Source organism: Pseudomonas sp. GD04015 (assembly GCF_029837675.1).
Classification (GTDB): Bacteria; Pseudomonadota; Gammaproteobacteria; order Pseudomonadales; family Pseudomonadaceae; genus Aquipseudomonas; species Aquipseudomonas paralcaligenes.
Genome location: NZ_JAOEEE010000042.1, coordinates 1 through 23,331, shown reverse-complemented (window position 1 = coordinate 23,331; position 23,331 = coordinate 1). Strand labels below are relative to the sequence as shown.

At 68.3% G+C, this 23,331-nt stretch carries 19 protein-coding genes and 1 tRNA gene; 10 read left to right on the top strand and 10 right to left on the bottom strand.

The window, feature by feature from the left end; all coding sequences use genetic code 11:
* Positions 1-9 precede the first annotated feature (9 nt).
* Both N7640_RS22955 and N7640_RS22950 read right to left on the bottom strand, forming a co-directional pair.
* Entirely contained in the window at positions 10-1,227 is a 1,218-nt protein-coding gene (locus tag N7640_RS22955) for an HDOD domain-containing protein (RefSeq protein WP_279905800.1), read from the bottom strand.
* Between the two features lie 160 nt (positions 1,228-1,387).
* Positions 1,388-1,945 (bottom strand): TetR/AcrR family transcriptional regulator, encoded by a 558-nt coding sequence (locus N7640_RS22950; RefSeq protein WP_279905801.1) that lies wholly within the window; start codon positions 1,943-1,945, stop codon positions 1,388-1,390.
* Positions 1,946-2,029: 84 nt separating this feature from the next.
* Between N7640_RS22950 and N7640_RS22945 the strand changes: the two genes are divergently transcribed.
* Positions 2,030-2,770: an SDR family oxidoreductase gene (locus tag N7640_RS22945; protein ID WP_220811211.1), complete on the top strand. Its 741-nt coding sequence runs from the start codon at positions 2,030-2,032 to the stop codon at positions 2,768-2,770.
* Between the two features lie 157 nt (positions 2,771-2,927).
* Entirely contained in the window at positions 2,928-3,518 is a 591-nt protein-coding gene (locus tag N7640_RS22940) for a 2-hydroxychromene-2-carboxylate isomerase (RefSeq protein ID WP_279905802.1), read from the top strand.
* 200 nt (positions 3,519-3,718) lie between these two features.
* On the opposite strand, the gene gabT is transcribed toward N7640_RS22940, so the two are convergent.
* From gabT to N7640_RS22925, 3 genes are all read right to left on the bottom strand, one after another.
* Complete coding sequence (gabT, locus tag N7640_RS22935; RefSeq protein WP_220811213.1) at positions 3,719-4,996, bottom strand: 4-aminobutyrate--2-oxoglutarate transaminase; 1,278 nt, start codon at positions 4,994-4,996, stop codon at positions 3,719-3,721.
* Positions 4,997-5,200: 204 nt separating this feature from the next.
* Positions 5,201-6,652 (bottom strand): NADP-dependent succinate-semialdehyde dehydrogenase, encoded by a 1,452-nt coding sequence (gabD, locus tag N7640_RS22930; protein ID WP_279905803.1) that lies wholly within the window; start codon positions 6,650-6,652, stop codon positions 5,201-5,203.
* A gap of 331 nt (positions 6,653-6,983) precedes the next feature.
* A complete protein-coding gene (locus N7640_RS22925) occupies positions 6,984-8,006 on the bottom strand; it encodes an AraC family transcriptional regulator (RefSeq protein ID WP_279905804.1) in 1,023 nt (340 codons plus the stop codon).
* Positions 8,007-8,447: 441 nt separating this feature from the next.
* On the opposite strand from N7640_RS22925, the gene ccoN reads away from it, so the two are divergent.
* The 3 genes from ccoN (at position 8,448) to N7640_RS22910 (ending at position 11,319) form a co-directional block, all read left to right on the top strand.
* Positions 8,448-9,875 (top strand): cytochrome-c oxidase, cbb3-type subunit I, encoded by a 1,428-nt coding sequence (gene ccoN, locus N7640_RS22920; RefSeq protein ID WP_279905806.1) that lies wholly within the window; start codon positions 8,448-8,450, stop codon positions 9,873-9,875.
* Positions 9,872-10,093, top strand: a complete 222-nt coding sequence (locus N7640_RS25530) for a hypothetical protein (RefSeq protein ID WP_347815598.1) — start codon at positions 9,872-9,874, stop codon at positions 10,091-10,093. The genes ccoN and N7640_RS25530 overlap by 4 nt, the downstream gene beginning before the upstream one ends.
* Before the next feature lie 101 nt (positions 10,094-10,194).
* Complete coding sequence (locus N7640_RS22910; RefSeq protein ID WP_279905807.1) at positions 10,195-11,319, top strand: HPP family protein; 1,125 nt, start codon at positions 10,195-10,197, stop codon at positions 11,317-11,319.
* A 59-nt stretch (positions 11,320-11,378) separates the two neighbouring features.
* On the opposite strand, the gene N7640_RS22905 is transcribed toward N7640_RS22910, so the two are convergent.
* Positions 11,379-12,242 carry a LysR family transcriptional regulator gene (locus N7640_RS22905; protein ID WP_279905808.1) on the bottom strand — a complete coding sequence of 288 codons (864 nt, stop codon included), beginning with the start codon at positions 12,240-12,242 and terminating at the stop codon, positions 11,379-11,381.
* A 186-nt stretch (positions 12,243-12,428) separates the two neighbouring features.
* Here N7640_RS22905 and N7640_RS22900 point away from each other — a divergent pair, with 186 nt between their 5' ends.
* From N7640_RS22900 to N7640_RS22880, 5 genes are all read left to right on the top strand, one after another.
* The gene (locus N7640_RS22900; RefSeq protein ID WP_279905809.1) at positions 12,429-13,484 is read left to right on the top strand and encodes a fatty acid desaturase; all 1,056 of its coding nucleotides are present in this window, start codon (positions 12,429-12,431) and stop codon (positions 13,482-13,484) included.
* A 53-nt stretch (positions 13,485-13,537) separates the two neighbouring features.
* Positions 13,538-14,257 carry an NAD(P)H-dependent oxidoreductase gene (locus N7640_RS22895; RefSeq protein WP_279905811.1) on the top strand — a complete coding sequence of 240 codons (720 nt, stop codon included), beginning with the start codon at positions 13,538-13,540 and terminating at the stop codon, positions 14,255-14,257.
* Positions 14,254-14,418 carry a rubredoxin gene (locus N7640_RS22890; RefSeq protein WP_220811221.1) on the top strand — a complete coding sequence of 55 codons (165 nt, stop codon included), beginning with the start codon at positions 14,254-14,256 and terminating at the stop codon, positions 14,416-14,418. Before N7640_RS22895 ends, N7640_RS22890 begins: the two co-directional genes overlap by 4 nt.
* A gap of 55 nt (positions 14,419-14,473) precedes the next feature.
* A tRNA-Arg gene (locus tag N7640_RS22885) sits at positions 14,474-14,550 on the top strand.
* Positions 14,551-14,743: 193 nt separating this feature from the next.
* Positions 14,744-14,932, top strand: a complete 189-nt coding sequence (locus N7640_RS22880) for a hypothetical protein (RefSeq protein ID WP_279905812.1) — start codon at positions 14,744-14,746, stop codon at positions 14,930-14,932.
* A gap of 563 nt (positions 14,933-15,495) precedes the next feature.
* On the opposite strand, the gene N7640_RS22875 is transcribed toward N7640_RS22880, so the two are convergent.
* From N7640_RS22875 to N7640_RS22860, 4 genes are all read right to left on the bottom strand, one after another.
* Positions 15,496-18,096, bottom strand: coding sequence for a LuxR C-terminal-related transcriptional regulator (locus N7640_RS22875; RefSeq protein WP_279905813.1), 2,601 nt, complete (start codon positions 18,094-18,096; stop codon positions 15,496-15,498).
* 133 nt (positions 18,097-18,229) lie between these two features.
* Entirely contained in the window at positions 18,230-19,597 is a 1,368-nt protein-coding gene (locus tag N7640_RS22870) for a DUF1329 domain-containing protein (protein WP_279905814.1), read from the bottom strand.
* 26 nt (positions 19,598-19,623) lie between these two features.
* On the bottom strand, positions 19,624-21,432 hold the full coding sequence (locus N7640_RS22865) for a DUF1302 domain-containing protein (protein ID WP_279905816.1): 1,809 nt from the start codon (positions 21,430-21,432) through the stop codon (positions 19,624-19,626).
* A 344-nt stretch (positions 21,433-21,776) separates the two neighbouring features.
* Positions 21,777-23,108, bottom strand: coding sequence for an MFS transporter (locus tag N7640_RS22860; RefSeq protein ID WP_220811225.1), 1,332 nt, complete (start codon positions 23,106-23,108; stop codon positions 21,777-21,779).
* Positions 23,109-23,331: the final 223 nt, after the last annotated feature.

Below are 23,331 nucleotides of genomic sequence, written 5' to 3'. Positions count from 1 at the left end.
CGCGCCGGGTCAGGCCTCGCTCAGCAGATGGGCGGGGATGCGCGCCAGGAATTCCTGACGCAGACCGAGCATGCGCGCCGTCCGGCTGTCCAGCAGCGACTCCGGCGGCTGGTCGGCGGGCAGGTCGAGCAGCATCGCGCTGAAGTTGAGCACCAGCGCCTCGCGGGAGAACACGCCGCCGCCCAGGGCGTAGAAGGCCGAGATCAGCTCGCGCAGGCCGAGCGGCAGGCGCCAGCGGATGCGCAGCGCGGAACCGAAGCCGGCGGAGCGCTGGCGCAGGGCCTGCTCGATCTCCTCGTCGGACAATTCGCCGCCGAGCTTGCGCCAGTCCTGCAGGCAGCGCAGCAGGGCCAGTTCGCCGATGTTGTGCAGCAGGCCCGCCGTGTAGCACAGCTCGTGGTCCAGGCGCAGCTGCGCGGCCTGCCAGTGGGCCAGCTCGGCGCCGCGTTGGGCGCGCTTGCCGGCGCCGACGGCGAGTTCGGCCAGGCGCGGGTCCTGCAGGCGCGCGTTGCGCTGCACGGCCATGCCCAATACCAGGTTGAGCGCGCGCGGCAGGCCCAGGCGCTGCAGCGCCTGGGGCAGGGTGTGGCAGGTGGCGCCCCGGCGTTCGGCCGCGCTGTTGGCGGCGGCGATCAGGCGGGCGGTGATCTGCGGATCGCGGACGAACTCGCGGGCCAGGGTGCCGAGGTCGGTCTCGCTGGCCTGCAGGCTCCGGCTCACTGCGGTGCGCACGTCGGCCAGCAGCGGCGCGCCGTCGCCGTCCTCGCGCATGGCGTCGAGGTACTGGGCGAGGTCGTTCGCGGTCTGCGGTGCCGTTGCGGCGGCGCTCTCGTTGCTCGCCGCCGGCAGCAGGCTGGCCAGGCGCTGGCGCAGGTGCTCGGCGTTGAACGGCTTGGCCAGGTAGGCGGCCGGTGCCAGCGGCAGCACGGCGCGCACGCTGCTGGCGTCGACCCGGCTGCTGATCAGGATGCAGGGCAGCGCCGGCGTGCGCGGCTGGCGCCGCAACTGGCGGAGCAGCTCGATGCCGTCCAGGCCGGGCAGCTCGCCGTCGGCGATCACCAGGTCCGGCAGGCGCCGGCGGCAGCGCAGCAGGGCGGCCTGGCCATCGGTGAAGCGCTGCACCTGGGCGTCGCTGCGGATATCGAGCACCAGCTGGGTCAGCAGGTCGGCGGTCCAGGGGTCGGCTTCGGCAATGAGGACTTCCGGTACGGCGACCGCGGCGGGCATGGGGACCTCGGAGGATTGACCTAGTGATTTCGGCGGGTGGCGCGGCGCAGCGGGCGCGGTGCGCCGGAAATGCTGAACGTGGCGTCAGGATAGCGCCATCCGACACCTGCGACGAGCGCTCTAGATCAATACTCGGGGCTTATTTCCTACTACTTTGGAACTAATTCTGGTCCAGGCTGGAGGCGATCAATGCTCGACTGGATGCCAGCACCTCTTCCTGGCGCTCCTGGCTGGCCATCATCCGCGCCAGCACCAGCGCGCCGACGCACTGGGCGAGAATGGCCCAGGCCAGCTGCTCGTCGCCCAGTTCCCGCGCCCAGGCCTGCTGCAGGCGGGCCAGCCAGTGCTCGGCCGTCGCCCGCACCTCGGCGTCGGCGCGGGCGATCTCCGCGCCCAGGGCGGGGATGGCGCAGCCGGCGGCGGGCTGCTGCACGTGTTTCATGTTGAGGTACATGGTCAGGCAGCGCTGCAGCTTGTCGCGGCTGGCGTCGCTGCTGCCGAGGCGTTCCGCGCTGCGGCTCAGCTCGCGCTCGACGATGGCAGCGAACAGTTCGTCCTTGGACGAGAAGTGCCCGTAGAAGGCGCCGCCGGTCAGGCCGATGGCCTTCATCAGGCCGTCCACCCCGGTGCTGGCGAAGCCGCCGCACTTGGCCAGGCTGCCGCTGGCGTCGAGCAGCTTCTCGCGGGTCTGGGCCTTGTGTTCGGCGGAATAGCGCATGGGGGACAACTCCTGCTTGACGGGTGCCGAGAGCGTAGCATAACGTCTGTTAAGTAAACGATCGTTTATCAAAGAGGTGACGACATGAGCGACAACAAGAACGACAAGAAGGTGGTGCTGGTGATCGGCGCCGGCGACGCGACCGGCGGCGCCATCGCCAGGCGCTTCGCCCGCGAGGGCTTCGTCGCCTGCGTCACCCGGCGCAGCGCGGACAAGCTGCAACCCCTGGTGGACGGCATCCGCGCCGAGGGTGGCGAGGCCCACGGCTTCGGCTCCGACGCGCGCAAGGAGGAGGAGGTCGCCGAGCTGGTCGAGCGGATCGAGCGCGACATCGGCCCGATCGAGGCCTTCGTCTTCAACATCGGCGCCAACGTGCCGTGCAGCATCCTCGACGAGACCGCCCGCAAGTACTTCAAGATCTGGGAGATGGCCTGCTTCTCCGCCTTCCTCACCGCCCAGGCGGTGGCCCGGCGCATGGTCACCCGCGGCCGCGGCACCATTCTCTTCACCGGCGCCACCGCGGGCCTGCGCGGCGCCTCTCACTTCGCCGCCTTCGCCGGCGCCAAGCACGGCCTGCGCGCCCTGGCCCAGAGCATGGCGCGCGAGCTGGGGCCACGGAACATCCATGTCGCCCATGTGGTGGTGGATGGCGCCATCGACACGGACTTCATCCGTGACACCTTCCCCGACCTCTATGCACGCAAGGATCAGGACGGCATCCTCGATCCCGAGCACATCGCCGACAACTACTGGTTCCTGCATGCTCAGCCGCGCGATGCCTGGACCTTCGAGCTGGATCTGCGCCCCTGGATGGAGAAGTGGTAGGCGGCTGGCTGCGCGACGATGAGGCGTTGTTGGCAGGTCGGTGAAAAATGCTCATTGGCTACAGCCAACTCCGCTTTTTTCCCCAACCCGCCGCCTAGCCTGATCGCCGCTCGCGCAGCCGCGATTTCGTGAACAACAAACAGAAGAGCACACCCCGATGAGCAAGACCGTGGATTTCTATTTCGACTTCGGCAGCCCCACCACCTACCTGGCGTGGACCCAGCTGCCGAAGCTCTGCGCCGAGACCGGCGCCACCCTGGTGTACAAGCCGATCCTGCTGGGCGGAGTGTTCCAGGCCACCGGCAATGCCTCGCCGGTGACCATCCCGGCCAAGGGCCGTTTCATGATGCAGGACCTGGCCCGCTACGCCCGCCGCTACCAGGTGCCGATGCAGTTCAACCCGCACTTCCCGATCAATACTCTGCCGCTGATGCGCGCCGCCGCGGCCGTGCAGCTGCACATGCCGGAGCGCTTCGAGGCCTTCCTCAAGCTGATCTTCGAGGCCATGTGGGTGCAGGCGCGCAACCTGGGCGACCCGGCGGTGCTGGGCGAAGTGCTGGCGTCCGGCGGCTTCGAGCCGCAGCAGATGCTGGCGCTGATCGCCGAGCAGGAGGTGAAGGACGCGCTCAAGGCCACCACCGACGAGGCGATCAAGCGCGGTGTATTCGGCGCCCCGGCCATGTTCGTCGGCGACGAGCTGTTCTTCGGCCAGGATCGCCTGGACTTCGTGCGCGAGGCGCTGGCCTGAGCGCTAGCCGTCGCCAGGGCCTTGGCCGCGATGCTTGCCGGTAGCCGGGATCGCGGCCGAGGCTGCTCCCACACTGTTCGGGGCACAGGCAAAAAAAGACCCGCCGTGTGGGCGGGTCGGGAGGGAATCGCCCGGGCGGGGGCCTCGGGCGAATCGGGCGTCGCCCCCATGCACAGGGGCGACACGCAGGACGGTAGGGCTCAGGCCAGTTCGTCGAAGCACTCGGCGACGATGGCGATGCCTTTTTCCAGCTGCTCGTCCGGAATGGTCACCGGCATCAGGAAGCGCAGCACGTTGTAGTAGGTGCCGCAGGACAGCAGGATCAGGCCCTTGTCGCGGGCACGGGCGACGATCTTGCCGACCAGTTCGGCGGCCGGCTTGTCGTGGTCGCCGCCCTCGAACAGCTCGATGGCGACCATCGAACCCAGGCCGCGCACGTCGCCAATCACCTTGTGCTTGGCGGCGATGGCGTTGAGGCCGGCCTTGAGCTTCTCGCCCACGGCCTGCGAACGCTCCAGCAGCTTCTCTTCCTCGAACACTTCCATCACGGCCAGGGCCGCGGCGCAGGCGATCGGGCTGCCGGCGTAGGTGCCGCCCAGGCCGCCCGGGGCGATGCTGTCCATGATCTCGGCCTTGCCGCACACGCCGGAGATCGGGAAGCCGCCGCCGACCGATTTGGCGAAGGTGGTCAGGTCCGGGACGATGCCCAGCTGCTCGGTGGCGAAGAAGGTGCCGGTGCGGCCGGCGCCGGTCTGCACTTCGTCGGCGATCAGCAGGATACCGTGCTGGTCGCACAGGGCGCGCAGGCGCTGCATGAACGGCTTGGAGTTGACGTAGAAGCCACCCTCGCCCTGCACCGGCTCGATGATGATCGCGGCGATGTCCTGGGGCTGGGCGTCGTTCTTGAAGATGCGCTCGATGCTGGCGATCGACTCGTCTTCGCTGATGCCGTGCAGCGGGCACGGCGCCAGGGCGCGGAACACGCCGCCCGGCATCAGGCCCATGCCGGCGGAGTAGGGCACGACCTTACCGGTCAGGCTCAGGGTCATCATGGTGCGGCCGTGGTAGGCGCCGGTGAAGGCGATCACGCCGGCGCGGCCGGTGGCGGCACGGGCGATCTTCACCGCGTTCTCCACCGCTTCGGAGCCGGAGGTGACCAGCAGGGTCTTCTTGGCGAAGTCGCCCGGCACGCGCTTGGCGATCTGCTCGCACAGGGCGATGTAGGGCTCGTAGGCCAGCACCTGGAAGCAGGTGTGGGTCAGCTTGGTCAGCTGTTCCTGCACGGCGGCGATCACCTTCGGATGCAGGTGGCCGGTGTTCAGCACGGCGATGCCGCCGGCGAAGTCGATGTACTCGCGGCCGTCGACGTCCCACACGGTGGCGTTCTCGGCGCGCTCGGCGACGATCGGGTGGATCTGGCTGACGCCACGGGCCACGGCGGCCTGGCGACGTTGCAGGAGGGATTCGTTCTTGCTCATGTTGTCCTCATAAGCCGCTTCTTGGGCGGCCCGGTCCAAGGATGATGACGGGGCGGGGTGGGCGCTTCAGCTAACGATGATCGAACTGTCGCCTACCCGCTGGCCGTCGGCTGGGTCAGCCGGTGCCACCACCGGAAACGCCGACGCCGGGTGACCACGACTCCTGCCTGTCACCCGACACCCACGGATCACTGCCCGGCGGCCTTATACGCCGCCGAGACACATGTACTTGATCTCGAGATAGTCCTCGATGCCGTATTTCGAGCCTTCGCGGCCGAGGCCGGAGGCCTTCACGCCGCCGAACGGCGCCACTTCGTTGGAAATCAGGCCGGTGTTGATGCCGACCATGCCGTATTCCAGGGCCTCGGCGACGCGGAACACGCGGCCCAGGTCGCGGGCGTAGAAGTAGGAGGCCAGGCCGAACTCGGTGTCGTTGGCCATGGCGATCACTTCGCCCTCGTCCTTGAAGCGGAACAGCGGGGCCAGCGGGCCGAAGGTCTCTTCCTTGGCCACGGCGGCATTGTTCGGCACGTCGACCAGGATGGTCGGTTCGAAGAAGCTGCCGCCCAGGGCGTGCGGCTTGCCGCCAGCGACCACCTTGGCGCCCTTGCCCACGGCGTCATCGATGTGTTCCTGGACCTTGGCCACGGCCTTCTCGTCGATCAGCGGGCCGGTGGTGGTGCCGTCTTCCAGGCCGTTGCCGATCTTCAGCTTGGCCACGGCGGCCTTGAGCTTCTCGACGAAGGCGTCGTACACCGAATCCTGGATGTACAGGCGGTTGGCGCAGACGCAGGTCTGGCCGTTGTTGCGGTACTTGGAGATCAGCGCGCCTTCCACGGCGGCATCCAGGTCGGCGTCGTCGAAGACGATGAACGGCGCGTTGCCGCCCAGCTCCAGGGATACCTTCTTGATGTCGTGGGCGCATTCGGCCATCAGCTGGCGGCCGATCTCGGTGGAGCCGGTGAAGGTCAGCTTGCGCACGGTCGGGTTGCTGGTCAGCTCGCCGCCGACTTCGCCGGCGCTGCCGGTGACCACGCTGAACACGCCCTTGGGAATGCCGGCGCGTTCGGCCAGTTCGGCCAGGGCGAGGGCGGAGAAGGGGGTCTGCGAGGCGGGCTTGAGCACCATGGTGCAGCCGGCGGCCAGGGCCGGGCCGGCCTTGCGGGTGATCATCGCCGCCGGGAAGTTCCACGGGGTGATGGCGGCGGTCACGCCGATCGGCTGCTTGATCACGATCAGGCGCTTGTCCGGCTGGTGGCCCGGAATCACGTCGCCGTAGACGCGCTTGGCCTCTTCGGCGAACCACTCGATGAAGGACGCGGCATAGGCGATCTCGCCCTTGGCCTCGGCCAGCGGCTTGCCCTGTTCCAGGGTCATCAGGCGGCCCAGGTCGTCCTGGCTGGCCATGATCAGCTCGAACCACTTGCGCAGCTTCTGCGCGCGCTCCTTGGCGGTCAGCGCGCGCCAGGCCGGCAGCGCCTTCTCGGCGGCCTCGATGGCGCGGCGGGTCTCGGCCGCGCCCATCTTCGGCACGCTGCCGAGGATCTCGCCGGTGGCCGGGTTGTTGACCTTGATGGTCTGGCCGCTGTCGGCGTCCAGCCAGGTACCGTCGATGTAGGCTTGCTGGCGGAACAGCTGGGCGTCTTTCAGTTGCATGGCGTTCTCCTGTACACGCGGCGCCACGGAGGCAGGCAGTCGGAAGATGGAAGATAGCCGACCAGGACGGGCCGGGCGTTTGAAATGTCAAACGAATGCTAGGGCCGGCGCAGACAAAGGGCAAGAGTCATGTTCGATAAAATCAACAAAATAACGAAAAAGAATGAATGACCAACAGGCGTCGGTCATTTCTCGCTCAACCCCGGGGCAAGCGAGGCGGCGCCACGGATCGAGGCGCCGGGCGCGGCGCCTTCGCAGGTGTTCTGAGTGTTCGATATAAAGAACGATCGTGTCGGAGCGTCGCGCCGCCCCGTTCGCCTCGCGCTACGCCTCAGCCGCGCAGGGCGTCGCGGTGCTGGCTGGGGCTCTGCCCGGTCCAGCGCTTGAAGGCGCGGCTGAAGCTGCTGCTGTCGGCGAAGCCCAGCAGGTAGGCGATCTCGCTGATCGAGCAGTCGGCCTCGCGCAGGTGGCTCAGCGCCAGGTCGCGGCGGGTGTCGGCCAGCACCTGCTCGTAGCTACTGCCCTCGTCGCTGAGGTGCCGCTGCAGGCTGCGCAGGCTCAGGTGCAGGCCGTGGGCCAGGGCCTCGGCGGACGGCTCGCCGTTCGGCAGGCTCTGTTCCAGGGCACGGCGCAGGCGGCGCACCATGGTGTCCGGCTGCAGCGCTTCGAGGCGCTTCTGCAGCACCGTTTCGTTGTGCGCCGCCAGTTCCGGGTTGCCGTCGTCCAGCGGCCGGTCCAGGTCGGCGCTGGCGAAGCACAGCACGTCCTCGGCGGCGGCGAAGTGGATCGGCGCGCGGAACACCTCCTGCCAGGGGCGCGGGTCCTCCGGCGGCGGCCGGCGCAGGTGTACGGCCAGCGGCGCGTAGTCGCGGCCCAGGCGGTTGCGGCAGGTGCGCACGTAGATGGCGGCGAAGGCGTCGATCGCCTCGGGCGCCGGCGGCGGGCTGTCCGCCGGCAGGCGGAAGTGCAGTTCGCAGGTGCCGCCGAGGTCGCGCAGGCTCAGTTCCAGCGCGTCGCTGACCACCTGGTGGTAGCGCACGATGCGCTCGAACACTTCGCGCAGGCTGCTGCTGGCCATCACCGCCATGCCCAGGGCGTGGAAGGTGGTGGGGGCGACATGGCGCGAGGTATCCAGGCCCAGGGCCGGATCGCCGCTGGCGGCGACCGCCAGTTGCCAAAGGCGGGTGGTGGCGTCCAGCGGGTAGCGGGCGTTGGCGTCCTCCATCAGGGCCGGGTCGAGGCCGGCCTCGCGGCAGAGCGCGGCGCTGTCCAGACCGAGGGCGTCGAGCTGCCGGCGCAGGGCGCGGGTCCAGCTGGCCAGGGTGGTGGGTACGGTCGTGGTCGGGCTATGCATGGCTGTGGTTCTGCTCGCCGGGGCCATCTGGCCGTCGCATGCGGCGGTCGGTGGGCACGGCTTGTCGTTATGGGTCGTCGCTGGCCCGGGAAAAGGCCGGTGCGCATGGCGCACCCTACCGCGAATGACGGGATACGAACGTATTCGTGGGTTCAGGCCGCCGATTTTTAATCAATAACGGCGGCGGCGGGCAACCGTTTCGCCGTTTTCTCCGTCACGCCTGCGCCGCCGCGCCCGTGGCCTGGACCGCGTGTCCGGCTTTTAAGTTAAAAATGACTGAAGTCAATGTTAGATATTATTAGTTTGTTGTGAGTTTTTCGGCTCGGCACACTACGCGCCTCTGTCAGCCAAGCCGTCTGCCTCACGAGGGAAGACGGTAGTGGCCACCACAGCGGGCCGGCTGACAGGGCTTTCCCTCCGTCGGTGTTCCGGTTCCTGGTCATGCATCCTGTCGAAGATTTCCAACCCACCTACAACTACCGCGTGGTGCGTCAGTTCACCCTGATGACCCTCCTCTGGGGCGTCCTGGGCATGGCGATGGGCGTCGTCATCGCGGCCCAGCTGGTATGGCCCGAACTCAACCTGGACCTGCCCTGGACGAGCTTCGGGCGCATCCGCCCGATCCACACCAATCTGGTCATCTTCGCCTTCGGCGGCGGTGCCCTGTTCGCCACTTCCTTCTATGTGGTGCAGCGCACCAGCCGGGCGCGGCTGATCTCCGACTCCCTCGCCAGCTTCGTGTTCTGGGGCTGGCAGGCGGCGATCGTGGCGATGCTGCTGAGCTACCCCCTCGGCTACACCACCTCCAAGGAATACGCGGAGATGGAGTGGCCCATCGCCCTGTGGGTGACCCTGGTGTGGGTCGTCTACGCCTACCTGTTCTTCGGCACCATCGCCCGGCGCCGGGTCAGGCACATCTATGTGGGCAACTGGTTCTACGGGGCCTTCATCGTGGTCACCGCGATGGTCCACATCGTCAACCACCTGGCCACGCCGGTGAGCTGGCTCAAGTCCTACCCGCTCTATTCGGGCGCCACGGACGCGATGATCCAGTGGTGGTACGGCCACAGCGTGGTGGGCTTCATCCTGTCGGTCGGCTTCCTCGGCATGATGTACTACTTCGTGCCGAAGCAGGCCGAGCGGCCGATCTACTCGTACCGCCTGTCCATCGTGCACTTCTGGGCGATCATCGCGCTGTACATCTGGGCCGGCCCGCATCACCTGCACTACACCGCGCTGCCGGACTGGGCGCAGACCCTCGGCATGGTGATGTCGGTGATCCTCCTGGCGCCCAGCTGGGGCGGCATGATCAACGGCATGATGACCCTCTCCGGCGCCTGGCACCGGCTGCGCGCGGACCCGGTGCTGCGCTTCCTGGTGGTGTCCCTGGCGTTCTACGGCATGTCCACCTTCGAGGGGCCGATGATGGCGATCAAGACCGTCAACGCCCTGTCCCACTACACCGACTGGACCATCGGCCACGTACACGCCGGCGCCCTCGGCTGGGTGGCGATGATCAGCATCGGCACGCTCTACCACATGATCCCCCGGCTCTGGGGACGCGAGCAGATGTACAGCGTCGGCCTGATCAACGCGCACTTCTGGCTGGCGACCATCGGCACCGTGCTGTACATCGCCGCCATGTGGGTCAACGGCATCACCCAGGGCCTGATGTGGCGCGCGGTGAACGAGGACGGCACCCTGACCTACTCCTTCGTCGAGGCGCTGGAGGCCAGTCACGCCGGCTACCTGGTGCGGCTGATCGGCGGTGGCGTGTTCGCCAGCGGCATGCTGCTGATGGCCTGGAACTGCTGGTGCACGGTGCGCAGCGGCGACCCGGTGCGGGCCGAAGCGGCGGCGCTGGCATGATCGTCGTGCCCGCGCTGCTGTCCCTGCTGGTGGCGCTCTTCTGCCTGCTCGCCCGGCCCGCGCGCGACGAGGCGGAGCAGGCGGCGCTGCTACCGTTCGCCGACGACCCTCCCGCCGCCCGCAGGCTGGAGCGCGAGACCGGGCTGCGCTGCGAGGCGCTGGTCGAGGTGCCCTTCGAGCCTCTTTCCCGACCTCCGGGCTTCCATCTGGATGCCTGAATCGTTCCATGGTCCAGGGATGGACACTCCCGACGCCCGCCCCGGCGTCTTCAGGCCCTCCGCGTCGTCGCAGGGCCTCTTTTCTTGATCAGTACCTGCCCATGACGTTTCGCACTTCCCTGAAAACCTGGTTCGCCGGCTTCCTCCCGGCGGTGCCCGCCACCCACCCGCGCGAGTGGCTGCGCGTGGCCTGCGGCTGCTTCCTGGGCATGCTGGTCAGCCTGCTGCTGTGCCTGAAGCTGTTTCCGGAGCCGCTGCTGATGTACCTGTTCGGCCCGCTGGCGGCCTCGTCGGTGCTGCTGTTCGCCGTGTCGTCCGGGGCGCTGGCCCAGCCCTGGTCGTTCCTGGCCGGCTACCTTGTGGCCACCCTGGTGGCGGTGGGCCTCGGCCAGGGCTTCGGCTACTCGATCCCGCTCGCCTGCGGCGCGGTGGGCCTCAGCGTGCTGTTCATGAGCCTGCTGCGCTGCCTGCACCCGCCGGCCGGCGCGGTGGCGCTGTGCGTGCACCTCAGCGGTGTGGCCGTGCAGCAGCACGGCTTCGGCCTGCTGCCGCCGATCCTGATCGCCGCCACCTGCCTGCTCGGCTGCGCGCTGATCTACAACAACCTGACCGGCGTGCGCTATCCGAAGCGGCCCGACAATCCCGACCTGCACCACACGCGCGACCCTTCGGCGGAGCTGCGCGTGGGCATTTCCGACGATGACCTGGAGCACGCGCTGGAGGACTTCGGCGAGTTCGTCGACATCACCCGCGACGACCTCGCCAGGCTGGTCCGCGCCACCGAGCGCCATGCGCTCAAGCGCGGCATGGGGCGCATGGTCGCCGAGCAGATCATGTCCTGCGACCTGCGCTGCGTCGGCCCGGGCACACGCCGCGAGCAGGCGCTGGCCATGCTGCGCCGCCACCGCCTGCGCAGCCTGCCGGTGCTGGACGACGACAAGCGTCTGGTCGGCATCGTCAGCCTGGTCGACCTGATCAGCCGGCCGCGCGGCGTCAGCCCGTTCCTGCCCTGGACCCTGGGCAAGCGCATCCTGGTCGGCCAACTGATGACCAGCCCGGTGCGCTACGTGGACAGCCAGGCCCACGTGGTCGAGCTGATCCCGCTGCTGTCCACCCAGGGCCTGCACTGCCTGCCGGTGCTGGAGCAGGGCCAGCTGGTCGGCATCATCACCCAGACCGACCTGATCGCCGCCCTGCAGCGCAACCTGCTGGAGCATCTGGCGTAGAGGCATCACCCCACGTAGGGCGGGTGCAACCCGCGTGAGCGGGCTTTATCCGCCCCGCATCAGATCATCGGGTCCCAGCGCTGCGACCAGTCGCTGCCATGGGCCACCACGTCGCGCAGGCATTCGATGGCCTGGCGCAGCGAGGCGGGGCAGCGGTCGCGGGAGTACAGCAGGTACACCGGGTAGGTGAACTCCGGCGCCTGCGGCACCAGTTCGAGCATGCCGCAGTCCAGGTAGCTCTGGATCACCCGCGTGCGGAAGTAGCCGGCGCCGCCGGACTCGAGGATGTACTGCAGGGCCAGCGGGCCGAGGTTGAAGCTGACCTCGGCGCGGGTGTTCTGCGGCAGCGCCGCGTTGTGCCGGTGGCGGAAGTCCTCGCCCCAGTCGACGAACACATAGGGCCCGGGTTGGTGCGGGTTGCGCACCTGGACCAGCTTCTCCTCCATCAGCAGCTCCACCTGCACCCCCTGCCAGTACAGCGGGTGGTAGACCAGGGCGGCGTCCAGCGCGCCCTGTTCCAGCCGGCGCAGCAGGTTGACGCCGTCGCCGATGTGGCTGTGCACGGCGTGCCTCGGCATCGCCTGGCGCAGGGCGAGCACCCACTTCAGCATCAGCGGGTTGCACAGGCTCGGCTCGCCGCCGATGTGCAGGATCTCGGCGCAGCTCTGCGGCAGCGGCAGCTCCTGCTGGGCGGCCTCCCAGGCGATCACCATGCGGTTGGCGAAGTCGACGAAGGCCTCGCCGTCGGGCGTCAGCCGGGCGCCGGAGCGGTTGCGCACGAACAGGCTGCAGTTGAGCTGGCTCTCCAGGCTCTGCACGCGCGCGGTGATCGCGGCCTGGGTGAGGTGCAGGTGCTCCGCCGCGCCGACGAAGCTGCCGCAGCGGACGATTTCCAGAAAGGTGCGTGCCAGGTCGACGGCCATCTCGGCTCCGGGCGGGGGCAGGGGGTGGTGATTATAAGTGCCAGGCCCGTGCGGGTCAGGTTGGCATTCTCGGCCAACAGGTTGGCGCGGTCGGTCGGGCGGGACGGCGAGGCCTGGCGCACTCTAGCCTGGCCTGAACACAACAACAGTCCGCGGCGCATCGCGCCGGAACCAGAGGATGCGTGCATGAACCCGACCCCCTCGACCCACCAGCAGCGCTCGGCGCACATCCGCTCCGTGGTGATGGCGCATGGCGAAGAACTGCGCCGGCGCTACCCGATCCTGCAGCACCAGGACGCCATCGGCGCCGGCATCCTGACCTTCGCCCTGGCCGGCATGATCGGCAGCGCCTGGCTCTACGCCGAGGGTGCCATCGCCTGGTGGGCGTGCCTGCTGGCCAACGCCTTCTTCGCCTCGCTGACCCACGAGCTGGAGCACGACCTGATCCACTCGATGTACTTCCGCAAGCAGCGCGTGCCGCACAACCTGATGATGGGCCTGGTGTGGATGGCCCGGCCGAGCACCATCAACCCGTGGATCCGCCGCCACCTGCACCTCAATCACCACAAGGTGTCCGGCACCGAGACCGACATCGAGGAGCGCGCCATCACCAACGGCGAGCCGTGGGGCTTCGCCCGCCTGCTGATGGTCGGCGACAACGTGATGTCCTCGTTCATCCGCTTCCTGCGCGCCGAGACCTGGGAGCGCAAGAAGATGATTGTCAGCCGCACGCTCAAGGGCTACGCGCCGCTCGGCCTGCTCAACTGGGGCGCCTGGTACCTGTTCCTCGGCTTCCACCTGGTCGACTTCGTCGCCTCCGCGGCCGGCGCCCCGATCGCCTGGTCGGCCACCACCCTGGCGGTGATGGACGTGATCACCTTCGCCGTGGTCGTGCTGGTCGGCCCCAACGTGCTGCGCACCTTCTGCCTGCACTTCGTCAGCTCCAACATGCACTACTACGGTGATGTCGAGCTGGGCAACGTGATCCAGCAGACCCAGGTGCTCAACCCCTGGTGGCTGTGGCCGCTGCAGGCGTTCTGCTTCAACTTCGGCAGCACCCACGGCATCCACCACTTCGTGGTCAAGGAGCCCTTCTACATCCGCCAGATGACCGCGCCGGTGGCGCACAAGGTGATGCGCGAGATGGGTGTGCGCTTCAACGACTTCGGCACCTTCGCCCGCGCCAACCGCTGGGAGCCGCTGAACAAGCCGGCCACCGCACCGCTGCGCCAGACCGCCTGATCCCCCTCCTGTCCGGGGGCCGCTCGGCCCCCGTCGCTTGCGCTGGAACCCCGATGAATATCCTGATCGTTCACGCTCATCCCGAGCCGCAGTCCTTCTGCACGGCCATGAAGGACCTGGCGGTCGCCACCCTGGAAGGCGCCGGCCACCAGGTGCGCGTCTCTGACCTCTACGCCATGAACTGGAACCCGGTGGCGACCGCCGCCGACTTCCGCACCCGCAGCAACCCGGACTACCTGGTCTACGCTCTCGAACAGCGCCACGCCCAGGCTCAGGGCGAACTCGCCCCGGACATCGCCGCCGAGCTGGACAAGCTGCTCTGGGCGGACCTGGTGATCCTCAACTTCCCGCTGTTCTGGTGCTCGGTGCCGGCCATCCTCAAGGGCTGGATCGACCGCGTGCTGGTGTCGGGCGTGTGCTACGGCGGCCTGCGCTTCTACGACCGCGGCGGCCTGGCCGGCAAGCGCGCGCTGCTCAGCTTCACCCTCGGCGGGCAGGACCACATGTTCGCCGACGAAGCCGCTGTGCACGGCGACTGGGAACCCATGCTGCGCCCGCTGCAGCGCGGCACCCTGGCCTACGTCGGCATGAGCGTGCTGCCGCCGTTCGCCGCCTACCACGTGCCCTACATCAGCCAGGAAGCGCGCGAGGACATCCTCCGCCAGTACGGCGACTACCTGGGCCGGCTGGACAGCCTGCAGCCACTGCGCTTCCCCTCGCTGGCGAACTTCGACCGCGCCCTGCGCCCGCTCGCCCAGGAGGTGCCGGCATGAAGACCTGGATCTGCGTCATCTGCGGCCTGATCTACGACGAGGCCAAGGGCTGGCCGGACGACGGCATTCCCGCCGGCACGCCCTGGGCCGACGTGCCGGACGACTGGCTGTGTCCCGACTGCGGCGTGAGCAAGGCCGATTTCGACATGCAGGAGCTCTGAGCAACAACCCGCATGGACGCCCGCGAAGCGGATGCGTATGATTGCGCCCCGCAACGCATCCGTAGCTCAGCTGGATAGAGTACTGCCCTCCGAAGGCAGGGGTCGTGGGTTCGAATCCCGCCGGATGCGCCAGACCGAAGTTTCCAGCCCGTCCACGGACGGCTGCGAAGCGTAGACGAAGCCCGCCACCGTGCGGGCTTCGTCGTTTCCGGGCCGGCGCCACGGGTGTCACCAGTCGGAGGACGTCGCCGGCTGCGTATCGGCGGCTAGTCTTTAGCGATAGGATGGCGCGGCGGACGTTCCAGAAAAAAGCGGTAGGCATGAGATGAATTCGGACGAGGACCTGCGAGAGGTCGAGAAGGGGCTGGGGCAGGATTCGGCGGTGCCCGGGCCGGCGGCGGACGACGACAAGCCGGACGCCCTGACCGACGTGGCGCCGGCACGGCCCGAGGATGTGGCCAGGAAGATCCTGCGCGAGGCCTTCAAGGCCTTTCCCATTCCCGGCAAGAAGTGAGGCCGCTTCCGGCGGGGTGAGCGGCCTCTTTGGAAGGCCCCGGGTGAAAGCCCGGGGCCTTTTTCTTGGCTGTGTCTGTGTGTTGCAGCCGCTACGGCTGCCCTGAGGAAGCCTGTCTGGGAGCCGGTAGGGTGGTTGGGCCACAGGCCGTAACCCACCAGTGCAATCGACCGCGCCACCGTCGGTGGGTTACGCCAAGCGGCTAACCCACCACCCTACGCGTTGCGCGATCAAGTCCCGTTATCTGAGCGTTGCAGCTGCCTGCCCCTGGATTCCCGCCTGCGCGGGAATGACGGTTTCGGAAGAAACGCCACCCCTACCTCGTCATCCCCGCGCAGGCGGGGACCCAGAATGAGCCAGGGCACTACAACCCGTAACGGGTACATAGCGTTTTTCTTAGTTGTGTCCCCGTAGGTTGTTGTGGGAGCGGCTGGGCGGCATTCCGGTTGGCCGAGAAGCTTTGCTGTCGGCCCCGTTCGCGGACAAGTCCGCTCCCACAAGGGCTTGAGTTCAGCCGCAACGGTCAACTTGGGCAGAGCCTTTATAAAACGGGCATGGAGCGGTCAGCCCAGCCAGCCCTCCGCCTTGGCCCGGGCCACGGCCTGGGTGCGGCGTTGTACGCCGAGCTTGACGTTGATCCGCCGCGCGTGGGTCTTCACCGTGTGCAGGGAGATGTACAGCTGTTCGGCGATCTGCTGGTTGGAGTGGCCCTGGGCGATCAGTCCGAGCACTGCCAGTTCGCGCTTGCTCAGCAGCGATTCGCTGGCCGGCTGGGCGTGGCCTGCCTCGGCGGCGACAGCCCTGAGCAGGCCCGGCCGCCAGGCCGGGTGCTGGCTCAGCCAGGCCGGCTGGCGGCGTTGCAGGGCCAGCAGCGGCATGATCTGGTGCTGGCGCTCGGCCTCTTCCACGGCCATGCGCAGCAGGGCGTCGGACTCGGTGACGCGGCCGCCGAGGTGCAGGGCCTCGGCCTGGCACAGCCGGGCCTGGGTGGCCAGGCTGTGGTGGCCGCTGCGCCGGCAGTCGTCGTGCAGTTCCTGCAGGGCGGCGAGGGCGGTGGCCGTTTCGCCCAGCGCCAGTTCGGCCTGGGCCAGGTACAGGCGCGCCCGCGGTAGCAGGTCGTAGAAGCCCGACGGCGCGAGCAGCTGTTCGTTCTCCAGGCGCAGGCGCACCCGCAGGAAGGCGCTGTGCGCCTGTTCCGCGTCGCCCTGGTTGAGCAGCAGGCAGCCGTTGGCCAGCTGGAGGATTTCCCGGTAGCGCACCTCGGGCACGTGGAGCAGCTGCATCTGCCGCTCGGCGCGGCGCAGCAGGCTCTGCGCGCTGTCGGGGTCGCCGCGCAGGCCGGCCAGTTCGGCCAGGCCGAGGTAGCCGAACAGCAGGTAGGCGTCCGCGCAGCTCTCGGCTTCCTGCAGACCCTGGATCAGCATGGCCTGGGCCTCCTCGGTTTCGCCCCGGGTGACCAGCAGGGTGCCGCGCAGCAGCAGCAGGCGGGCCAGCACGGGGCCGCGGTGGGAGGCGTCCTGCAGCAGTTGCAGGCATTGCCCGGTCAGTTCGAGGGCGCGTTCGCGCTCGCCGAGCATGGCCAGCAGGTGGATGTGGTCGACGCTCAGCAGCGACTCGAACAGCACGTTGCCCTGCAGGCGCGCCAGGCGCAGGCCCTCGTGGTTGTAGTGCTGGGCGTTGGTCAGGTCCAGCTCGGCCATGGCCTGCTGGGTCAGTGCCTGGTGGCAGAGGATGCGTTGCGACCAGGCCGATTCGTGCAGCACTTCCAGCGCCTGCAGGCAGTGCTGGCGGGCGCTGGCCTGGCCGGCCTGGCGCTGCAGCACGCCGAGCACCGCCTGGTACTGGGCGATCAGCTGTCGCTGGCGGCGCGCGTCGGGTTGCGGCATGAAGCGGGCCAGCTCGGCGATGCAGGCTTCCACCTCGTCGAGGCGGGTGCAGATGATCAGCCCCCAGGCCGCCAGGGTGATCAGGCGCGGCGTGCTGTTGAACAGGCTGGCCGGCAGTTCGTCGCGCCAGTGCAGGAACTGGGCGACGCTCTGGCCGATGAGCAGCTGGCCATGGCCGTAGCGCTGCAGGTAGTTGGCGGCCACGTCCGGCTGCTCGGCCAGCAGCGCATGTTCCGCGGCCTCGCGCACGTCGCCGCGGTTGGCGAACCACTGGCAGGCGCGCACGTGGGCCTGCAGCGGCGTCTGGCCGCCGGGCAGGCGCTTGAGCATGGTCGCCAGCGGGCGCCACAGGCGGAACCATTCGCCGCAGCTGTCCAGGCCGTGGAGGAACAGCTGGCGCTGGCGCAGCTGTTCGAGCACGCCGGCGCCGCCGTGCTCTTCCAGCAGGTGCTCGCAGAGCCCGGCGGAGAAGCGCGGCATGTGCGCCAGCACGAACAGGGCATGCATCAGCGGCGGCGGCAGGGTGGCCAGCACTTCGCGTTCGAGGTACTCCAGCAGCAGGGGCGTGCCGGCGGCCAGGCGCTGGCCCAGGTTGTCGGCGGTGCCGCCGATCAGCAGCAGGCAGATGCCGGCCAGCCAGCCCTCGCTGTTGTCCAGCAACTGGCCGGCCAGGTTCTCGGGCAGGACCTGCTGGCGCTGTTGCAGCAGGCGGCCGAGTTCTCCCTGGTCGAGGGCCAGGGCGTGGGCGTCGAGTTCCTGCAGGTCGCCCTGCAGCAGCAGGCGCGGCAGGTTCCAGGCCGGCCGGCGACGCCCACCGATCCACCAGCGCAGGGTGTGCGGGGCGCGTTCGAGCAGGCGGTCGAGGCAGGCGTCCAGTTCGGCGCAGGGCTGGCGCGGGTAGTCGTCGAGGATGATCCACAGCGGTTGTTCGACCCGGCCGAGCAGCAGGCCGAGTTCGGCGCAGGGTTCGCCGTCGCCGTGCGGCAGCTGCAGGGCGGCAGCCAGGCGGGCGAGCAGTTCGGCGGGGCTGTGGGGATGGCCGAGCAGGTCGAGCCAGACCACCCGGGTGCCGATGGGCGCCTGGCGCGCGCAATCGTTGAGCAGCACGCTCTTGCCGAAGCCGGCGGGGGCGCAGACCAGGGTCAGGCGGCAGTCGCCGGCCAGCAGGTCGCGGGTCAGGCGCGGACGGGCGATGTGCGCCGCCGGCAGGCGGGGCAGGGACGGGTCCGGCTGGCGGGGCGCCATGGCCGGATGCAGGGCGCGAACCTTCTGGTGCATGGTCGTGGCCTCGGCTCTTGTAGTTGTTGTCGCGAGAGGTCGATCTTATCCAATTCGATGTCCGCGGGAGCGTCGCGGACAAAAAAGGCGACCACTGGGGTCGCCTCAAGTTGGAGCAGCGTTGCGATGGAGCTCAGCGTACGCCGGCGTTGCGAAGGGCCGCCGGGGTGAAGTCGACCGCCGAGGCCGGCATGCCGAACTGCGGCGCGCTCTTCTCCTCGTTGGCCATGCCGATGGCCAGGTAGCGGCCGGCGATGATGTCGTACAGGGCCTCGAAGGCGTAGGCCGGTACCTGTTGCTCGTACTGCTGCACCAGCATGGCCTGGCCGATGCGCCACAGCTGGCCGCGGCCGTCGTAGTGCTCGGAGACGGCGATCTGCCAGTTGTCCTCGTCGATGAAGAAGCGGCGCTTGGCGTAGATGTTGCGCTCGCCGGACTTCAGGGTGGCCTCGACTTCCCAGACGCGGTGCAGCTCGTAGCGCGCCAGGTCCTGGTTGGTGTGGCCGGCCTTGACGATGTCGCTGTACTTCACCTCCGGCGACTGCAGCTTGTAGTTGTTGTAGGGGATGTACAGCTCGCGCTTGCCGACCAGTTTCCAGTCGTAGCGGTTCGGCGCGCCGTTGAACATGTCGAAGTTGTCGGAGGTACGCATGCCGTCGGCGGCGGTGCCCGGACCGTCATAGGCGACCTGCGGCGCGCGGCGCACGCGGCGCTGGCCGGCGTTGTACAGCCAGGCCATGCGTGGCTCGGCGATCTGGTCCAGGGAGTCGTGCACCAGCAGCACGTTGCCGGCCAGGCGCGACGGCGCGGTGACGCGCTGCTTGAAGAACAGCAGGGCGTTCTCGGCCTTCTTCGGGTCCAGGCCCTTGGTCGAGCCGGGCACCGCCACTTCGTCCTCGAACTGCACCAGGGTGTAGGAGCCGTTGGCCTGCGGCGCGGCCTGCACGATGCTGCGGCGCATGTTGCCGCCACGGTAGCGGGTGATGTGGTTCCACAGCACTTCCAGGCCGTTCTGCGGGATCGGGAAGGCGTAGTTGCGGCTTTCGGAGAAGCCCTTCAGGCCGTTGCCGCCCTCGATCAGGCTGGTGTTCACGGCGCTCTTCCTGGCCGCCTCGTAGATGCTGTCCGGCACGGCCGCGGTGCGGTGCGTGGGGTAGACCGGCATCTTGTAGGTCTCGGGGTAGCGCTTGAACATGGCGATCTGGCCTTCGGCCAGCTTGTCCTTGTACTGGTCCAGGTTCTGCGCGGTGATGGTGAACAGGGGCTGTTCGCTGGCGAACGGGTTGCCGAGGAAGCCGCCCGGGAGCATGGGCGCGGCATTCTTGGGCAGGCCGCCGGTCCACTCGGGGATGCTGCCGTCGGCGTTGCCGGCTTTTTCGGCGCCGAGCGGGGTGAGGCTGGTGCCGAGCTTGGCGGCTTCTTCCGGCGAGACGGCGGCGAGCACGCTGCCGGCCAGCAGGGAGAGGGTGAGGGCGCTGATCAGTTGTCTTGTTGTTTTCATGCTGACTGATTCTCTGTGGAGCCTGATTAGAAGTTCACGCCGACGCTGAACGCGAGGAAGTCGCGGTCGGTGATCGGGTTGTAGTCGCCGCCGAAGAAGTCGGTGTAGGAGAGGCTGGCGGTGTAGGTGTTGCGGTACTCGGCGTCGACGCCGATGCTGACCGCCTTGGAGCCTTCGTTGAACACCGGGCCGTAGCCGTCCACGTCGTGCGACCAGGAGACGTTGGGCTTGAGGTTGATGCCAGCGATCACGTTGCTGTAGTCCCACACCGCGCGGGCGCGATAGCCCCAGGAGGTGTTGGTGAAGAAGCCGTGGTAGCCGTATTCGTTGGCGGAGGCGATGTTGGAAGCGCTGGTGCCGTAGGGCGAGCCATAGATGGAGTCGCGGCCGTAGCGCAGCTGGTCCTTGCTCTCCAGGCCGCCGATATGGGTGGCCCCGATCTCGCCCACCAGGGTCACGCGGTCGGCGCCCATCACCTGGTCGAAGAAGTGGGTGAAGGTGGTCTGTACCTGGGTCACTTCCTTGCGGTTGTAGCCACGGCTGATGGCGTCGGCCTGGGCCAGCGCGCCCGCCAGGCCGCCGGTGGCGGCGGCGCCGGCCACGGTGGTGGCGAGCTTGCCGGTCATGTCGGTGGTGTTGATCTGCACCGGCATGTTCGGCCGGTAGCTGATCTCGCCCTGCCAGGCGGTGCCGGTGGGCAGCGAGGTGGAGAAGCTCAGGCCGTACAGGCGGATGTCCTCGGGGTATTCGAGGAAGTAGCTGCCGCGGCCCAGCAGGATCGGCTGCGCCAGGGCGCCGCCGGCGACGGTCAGGGCCCGGTTGATGTCCGCCGCGCCGGCGTTCTGCATGCTCAGGTTGGGCGTGCGGCTGTGGTAGTTCAGGAAGTAGGCGGCGTATTCCGCGTCGTCGCCCATCCAGCGCAGGGCGGCGCCGAACTGGCCGCTGTCGCGCGGGTCGCGGTCGCCGCCGCGGTTGACCAGCAGGCCCTCCGGCTCGACGCGCACGCCCAGGGAGGCGAGGGTCGACTGCAGGCCCATCAGGGTCCGGACGGTGTTGGCGTCGAGGATGTTGTAGTTGTCGTCGCAGCCGTCGGCGACCACGTCGGCGCTGGCGAAGAAGGTGCCGCAGTTGTCGGCCACCGTCTGGTCCCACTCGATCTGGTAGAAGGCCTCGGCGGAGAGCTGGTCGGTCAGGCTCTGCGACAGGTAGAACATGTTCACCGGGATCAGGCCTTCCTTGATCTCCGCGCCGGGACGGCGGAAGGCGGCGGCGTCGATCGGGTTGATGGCGTTGATGCTGTTGCCGATGAAGGTGCTCTCGCCCCAGCTCACCACCTGGCGGCCCAGGCGCACCGAGCCCGGCAGATCGCCGATGCTGTAGTTGTGGTAGACGAAGGCGTCGAGGATCTCGGCGCCGGAGGACTGGGCGGCCTCCTTGCGGTTGTGGTCGTCGATCCCCTTCCACTGACGGTTCTCGTCCTTCAGCTCGAAGTCGTACCAGTACTTGCCGCGCACGAACACGCCGGTGTCGCCGTATTTCAGTTCGAGGTCGTGGATGCCCTTGAAGATCTTCGAGAAGGTTTCGCCCTTCTTGAAGTTGAGGCGGCCGTCGTCACCGGTCTGGGTGAAGCCGGTGCCGCCGTTGGCCTGGCCGACCAGATCGCGGTCGGCGCTGCGCATGGCCCAGCTGGCGCCTACCGACATGGACGAGTCGAACTGACCTTCGATTTCCCCGATGTTGAAGTTGACGGCGTACGCCGGAGCTGCGGCTCCGAGGGCGATGGCCAGGGTGAGGGTGTGCGGCTGGAAGATTCCGGGCCTTGTTGTTTTTGTCATGAGGCTCTCCGTGAATGGGGGTGCAACTGCCAGCACCCTACCCAGCGGATGACAGGCGCATAAGCGCACCAAGGATGTATTTGCCATGTCATCCGAAAGTATTAACGGCGTTGCTCCGTGGGCGCTTGCGCCGCTCAGAAATCACCTGAATGGATGGTCATCAGCGAAACCCCATGGACAGGGAAAGGTGATGTACCCACTGCGTGTGGCCGCCCGTAGGGTGCGCCGCGCGCACCGGCCGTAGCCCGGATGAAATCCGTGAGCGGTCAGTCGATTACCGCGCATGCGGAGACAGAAAAAAGCCCCGCCGGGGCGGGGCTTTTCGAGGCTGGGGCAGGGGGCCGTCAGGCGGCGCCCAGGGACCACTGCTGCAGGCGCTGCAGGCTTTCGCGGTAGGGGTTCAGGCCGCGCCAGAGCAGGATGATGGACGACACCACGGCGATCGCGGTGACGATCAGCAGTGAGTAGCGCAGGGCGTTGTCGTCGGCGAACACGAAGTCGGTCACCAGCGCCACGGCGGTCGGGCCGAGGCCCAGGCCGATCAGGGTGATGACGAACAGGTACAGCGCCGAGGCCTGGCCGCGCATGGAGTTGGGCATGATCTCCTGGATCGCCGCCGGCGCCACGCCGAAGGGCATGCTCAGGCAGAACACGGTGGGCGCCATCAGCACGCTGGCCCAGAACGCGTCGCCCATCAGCGGAAAGGCGAGGACGAAGGGCAGCGAGCCCAGCGCCGCGTAGAGGCCGACGCGCATGTTGGCGTCGCTGCGCCCGCGCTTGGCCAGCCAGTCCGCCAGGCGCCCGCCGAAGACGATGCCGAGGCAGCCGAACACCGCCACCAGGGAGCCGTAGACGATGCCCACCTGGCCGGCGTCCCAGCCATAGGTGCGGATGTAGAAGGTGGGAATCCAGGCCGCGCTGCCGTAGCCGGCGAGGGCCAGGCCGGCGAAGCCGAAGTTGTGGCACAGCACGGTGCGGCGGTTGCTGCGGATGTAGCGGCCGACCTCGGCCAGCGGCACCGCCACGCCGGCGCCGACACCGCGCCGGGCCGGTTCGCGCACGGCCAGCATGAGCAGGGTGAACAGCACGCCGGCGCCACCGAGGATGAGGAAGATCAGCTGCCAGGGCCGCACTTCGCCAAGCAGTGGTAGCACCACGTCGCCCTTGGCGGAGGCGAACTGGATCACCAGGCCGCCGAGCAGGAAGGCGATGCCCGAGCCCAGGTAGACGCCCATGGAATACACGCTGATGGCGGTGGCGCGGCGCTCCGGCGGGAAGCTGTCGGCGATCAGCGAGTAGGCCGCGGGCGACAGGGCCGCCTCGCCGACACCCACGCCGACCCGGCACAGGAGGAACTGCCAGTACTGCTTGGCCATGCCGCAGGCGGCGGTGGCCGCGCTCCAGAACAGCACGCCGACGGCGATCAGGCCGCGCCGGCTCTTGGTGTCCGCCAGGCGCCCGAGGGGGATGCCGCACACCGTGTAGAACAGGGCGAAGGACAGGCCCATCAGCAGGCTCATCTGGGTGTCGGTGATGTCCAGGTCGCGCCGGATCGGGCCGACCAGCAGGTTGAGTATCTGTCGGTCGATGAACGACAGCACGTAGGCGACCATCAGGATGGTCACGGTGACCCAGGCGGAAAGACTGGAGGGATAGCCGTTGTTGTTATTGGACATGGTCAGGGGCTCCGCGGCGCCGTAGTGGCACGCTTTGGGGTGACTGGTGTGACCCCAGCTTAGGACCGGATAACCAAGACTTAGTATCGCCCGAAGGTACTATCAGCAAATTGAATCAGGTTGATACCCGCTCGCTGATGACGGTTACCCCATGCGTCACGGCAGGCGGGCAGCAGTCTTTTTAGCGGGACGGCCAGTGTGGCGGCGGTCCTTGTGAGAGCGG

Coding starts and splice junctions, on each gene's coding strand:
- N7640_RS22955 (WP_279905800.1), bottom strand. CDS start 1,227: ATGCCCGCCGCGGTCGCCGTACCGGAAGTCCTCATTGCCGAAGCCGAC.
- N7640_RS22950 (WP_279905801.1), bottom strand. CDS start 1,945: ATGCGCTATTCCGCCGAACACAAGGCCCAGACCCGCGAGAAGCTGCTC.
- N7640_RS22945 (WP_220811211.1), top strand. CDS start 2,030: ATGAGCGACAACAAGAACGACAAGAAGGTGGTGCTGGTGATCGGCGCC.
- N7640_RS22940 (WP_279905802.1), top strand. CDS start 2,928: ATGAGCAAGACCGTGGATTTCTATTTCGACTTCGGCAGCCCCACCACC.
- gabT (WP_220811213.1), bottom strand. CDS start 4,996: ATGAGCAAGAACGAATCCCTCCTGCAACGTCGCCAGGCCGCCGTGGCC.
- gabD (WP_279905803.1), bottom strand. CDS start 6,652: ATGCAACTGAAAGACGCCCAGCTGTTCCGCCAGCAAGCCTACATCGAC.
- N7640_RS22925 (WP_279905804.1), bottom strand. CDS start 8,006: ATGCATAGCCCGACCACGACCGTACCCACCACCCTGGCCAGCTGGACC.
- ccoN (WP_279905806.1), top strand. CDS start 8,448: ATGCATCCTGTCGAAGATTTCCAACCCACCTACAACTACCGCGTGGTG.
- N7640_RS25530 (WP_347815598.1), top strand. CDS start 9,872: ATGATCGTCGTGCCCGCGCTGCTGTCCCTGCTGGTGGCGCTCTTCTGC.
- N7640_RS22910 (WP_279905807.1), top strand. CDS start 10,195: ATGACGTTTCGCACTTCCCTGAAAACCTGGTTCGCCGGCTTCCTCCCG.
- N7640_RS22905 (WP_279905808.1), bottom strand. CDS start 12,242: ATGGCCGTCGACCTGGCACGCACCTTTCTGGAAATCGTCCGCTGCGGC.
- N7640_RS22900 (WP_279905809.1), top strand. CDS start 12,429: ATGAACCCGACCCCCTCGACCCACCAGCAGCGCTCGGCGCACATCCGC.
- N7640_RS22895 (WP_279905811.1), top strand. CDS start 13,538: ATGAATATCCTGATCGTTCACGCTCATCCCGAGCCGCAGTCCTTCTGC.
- N7640_RS22890 (WP_220811221.1), top strand. CDS start 14,254: ATGAAGACCTGGATCTGCGTCATCTGCGGCCTGATCTACGACGAGGCC.
- N7640_RS22880 (WP_279905812.1), top strand. CDS start 14,744: ATGAATTCGGACGAGGACCTGCGAGAGGTCGAGAAGGGGCTGGGGCAG.
- N7640_RS22875 (WP_279905813.1), bottom strand. CDS start 18,096: ATGCACCAGAAGGTTCGCGCCCTGCATCCGGCCATGGCGCCCCGCCAG.
- N7640_RS22870 (WP_279905814.1), bottom strand. CDS start 19,597: ATGAAAACAACAAGACAACTGATCAGCGCCCTCACCCTCTCCCTGCTG.
- N7640_RS22865 (WP_279905816.1), bottom strand. CDS start 21,432: ATGACAAAAACAACAAGGCCCGGAATCTTCCAGCCGCACACCCTCACC.
- N7640_RS22860 (WP_220811225.1), bottom strand. CDS start 23,108: ATGTCCAATAACAACAACGGCTATCCCTCCAGTCTTTCCGCCTGGGTC.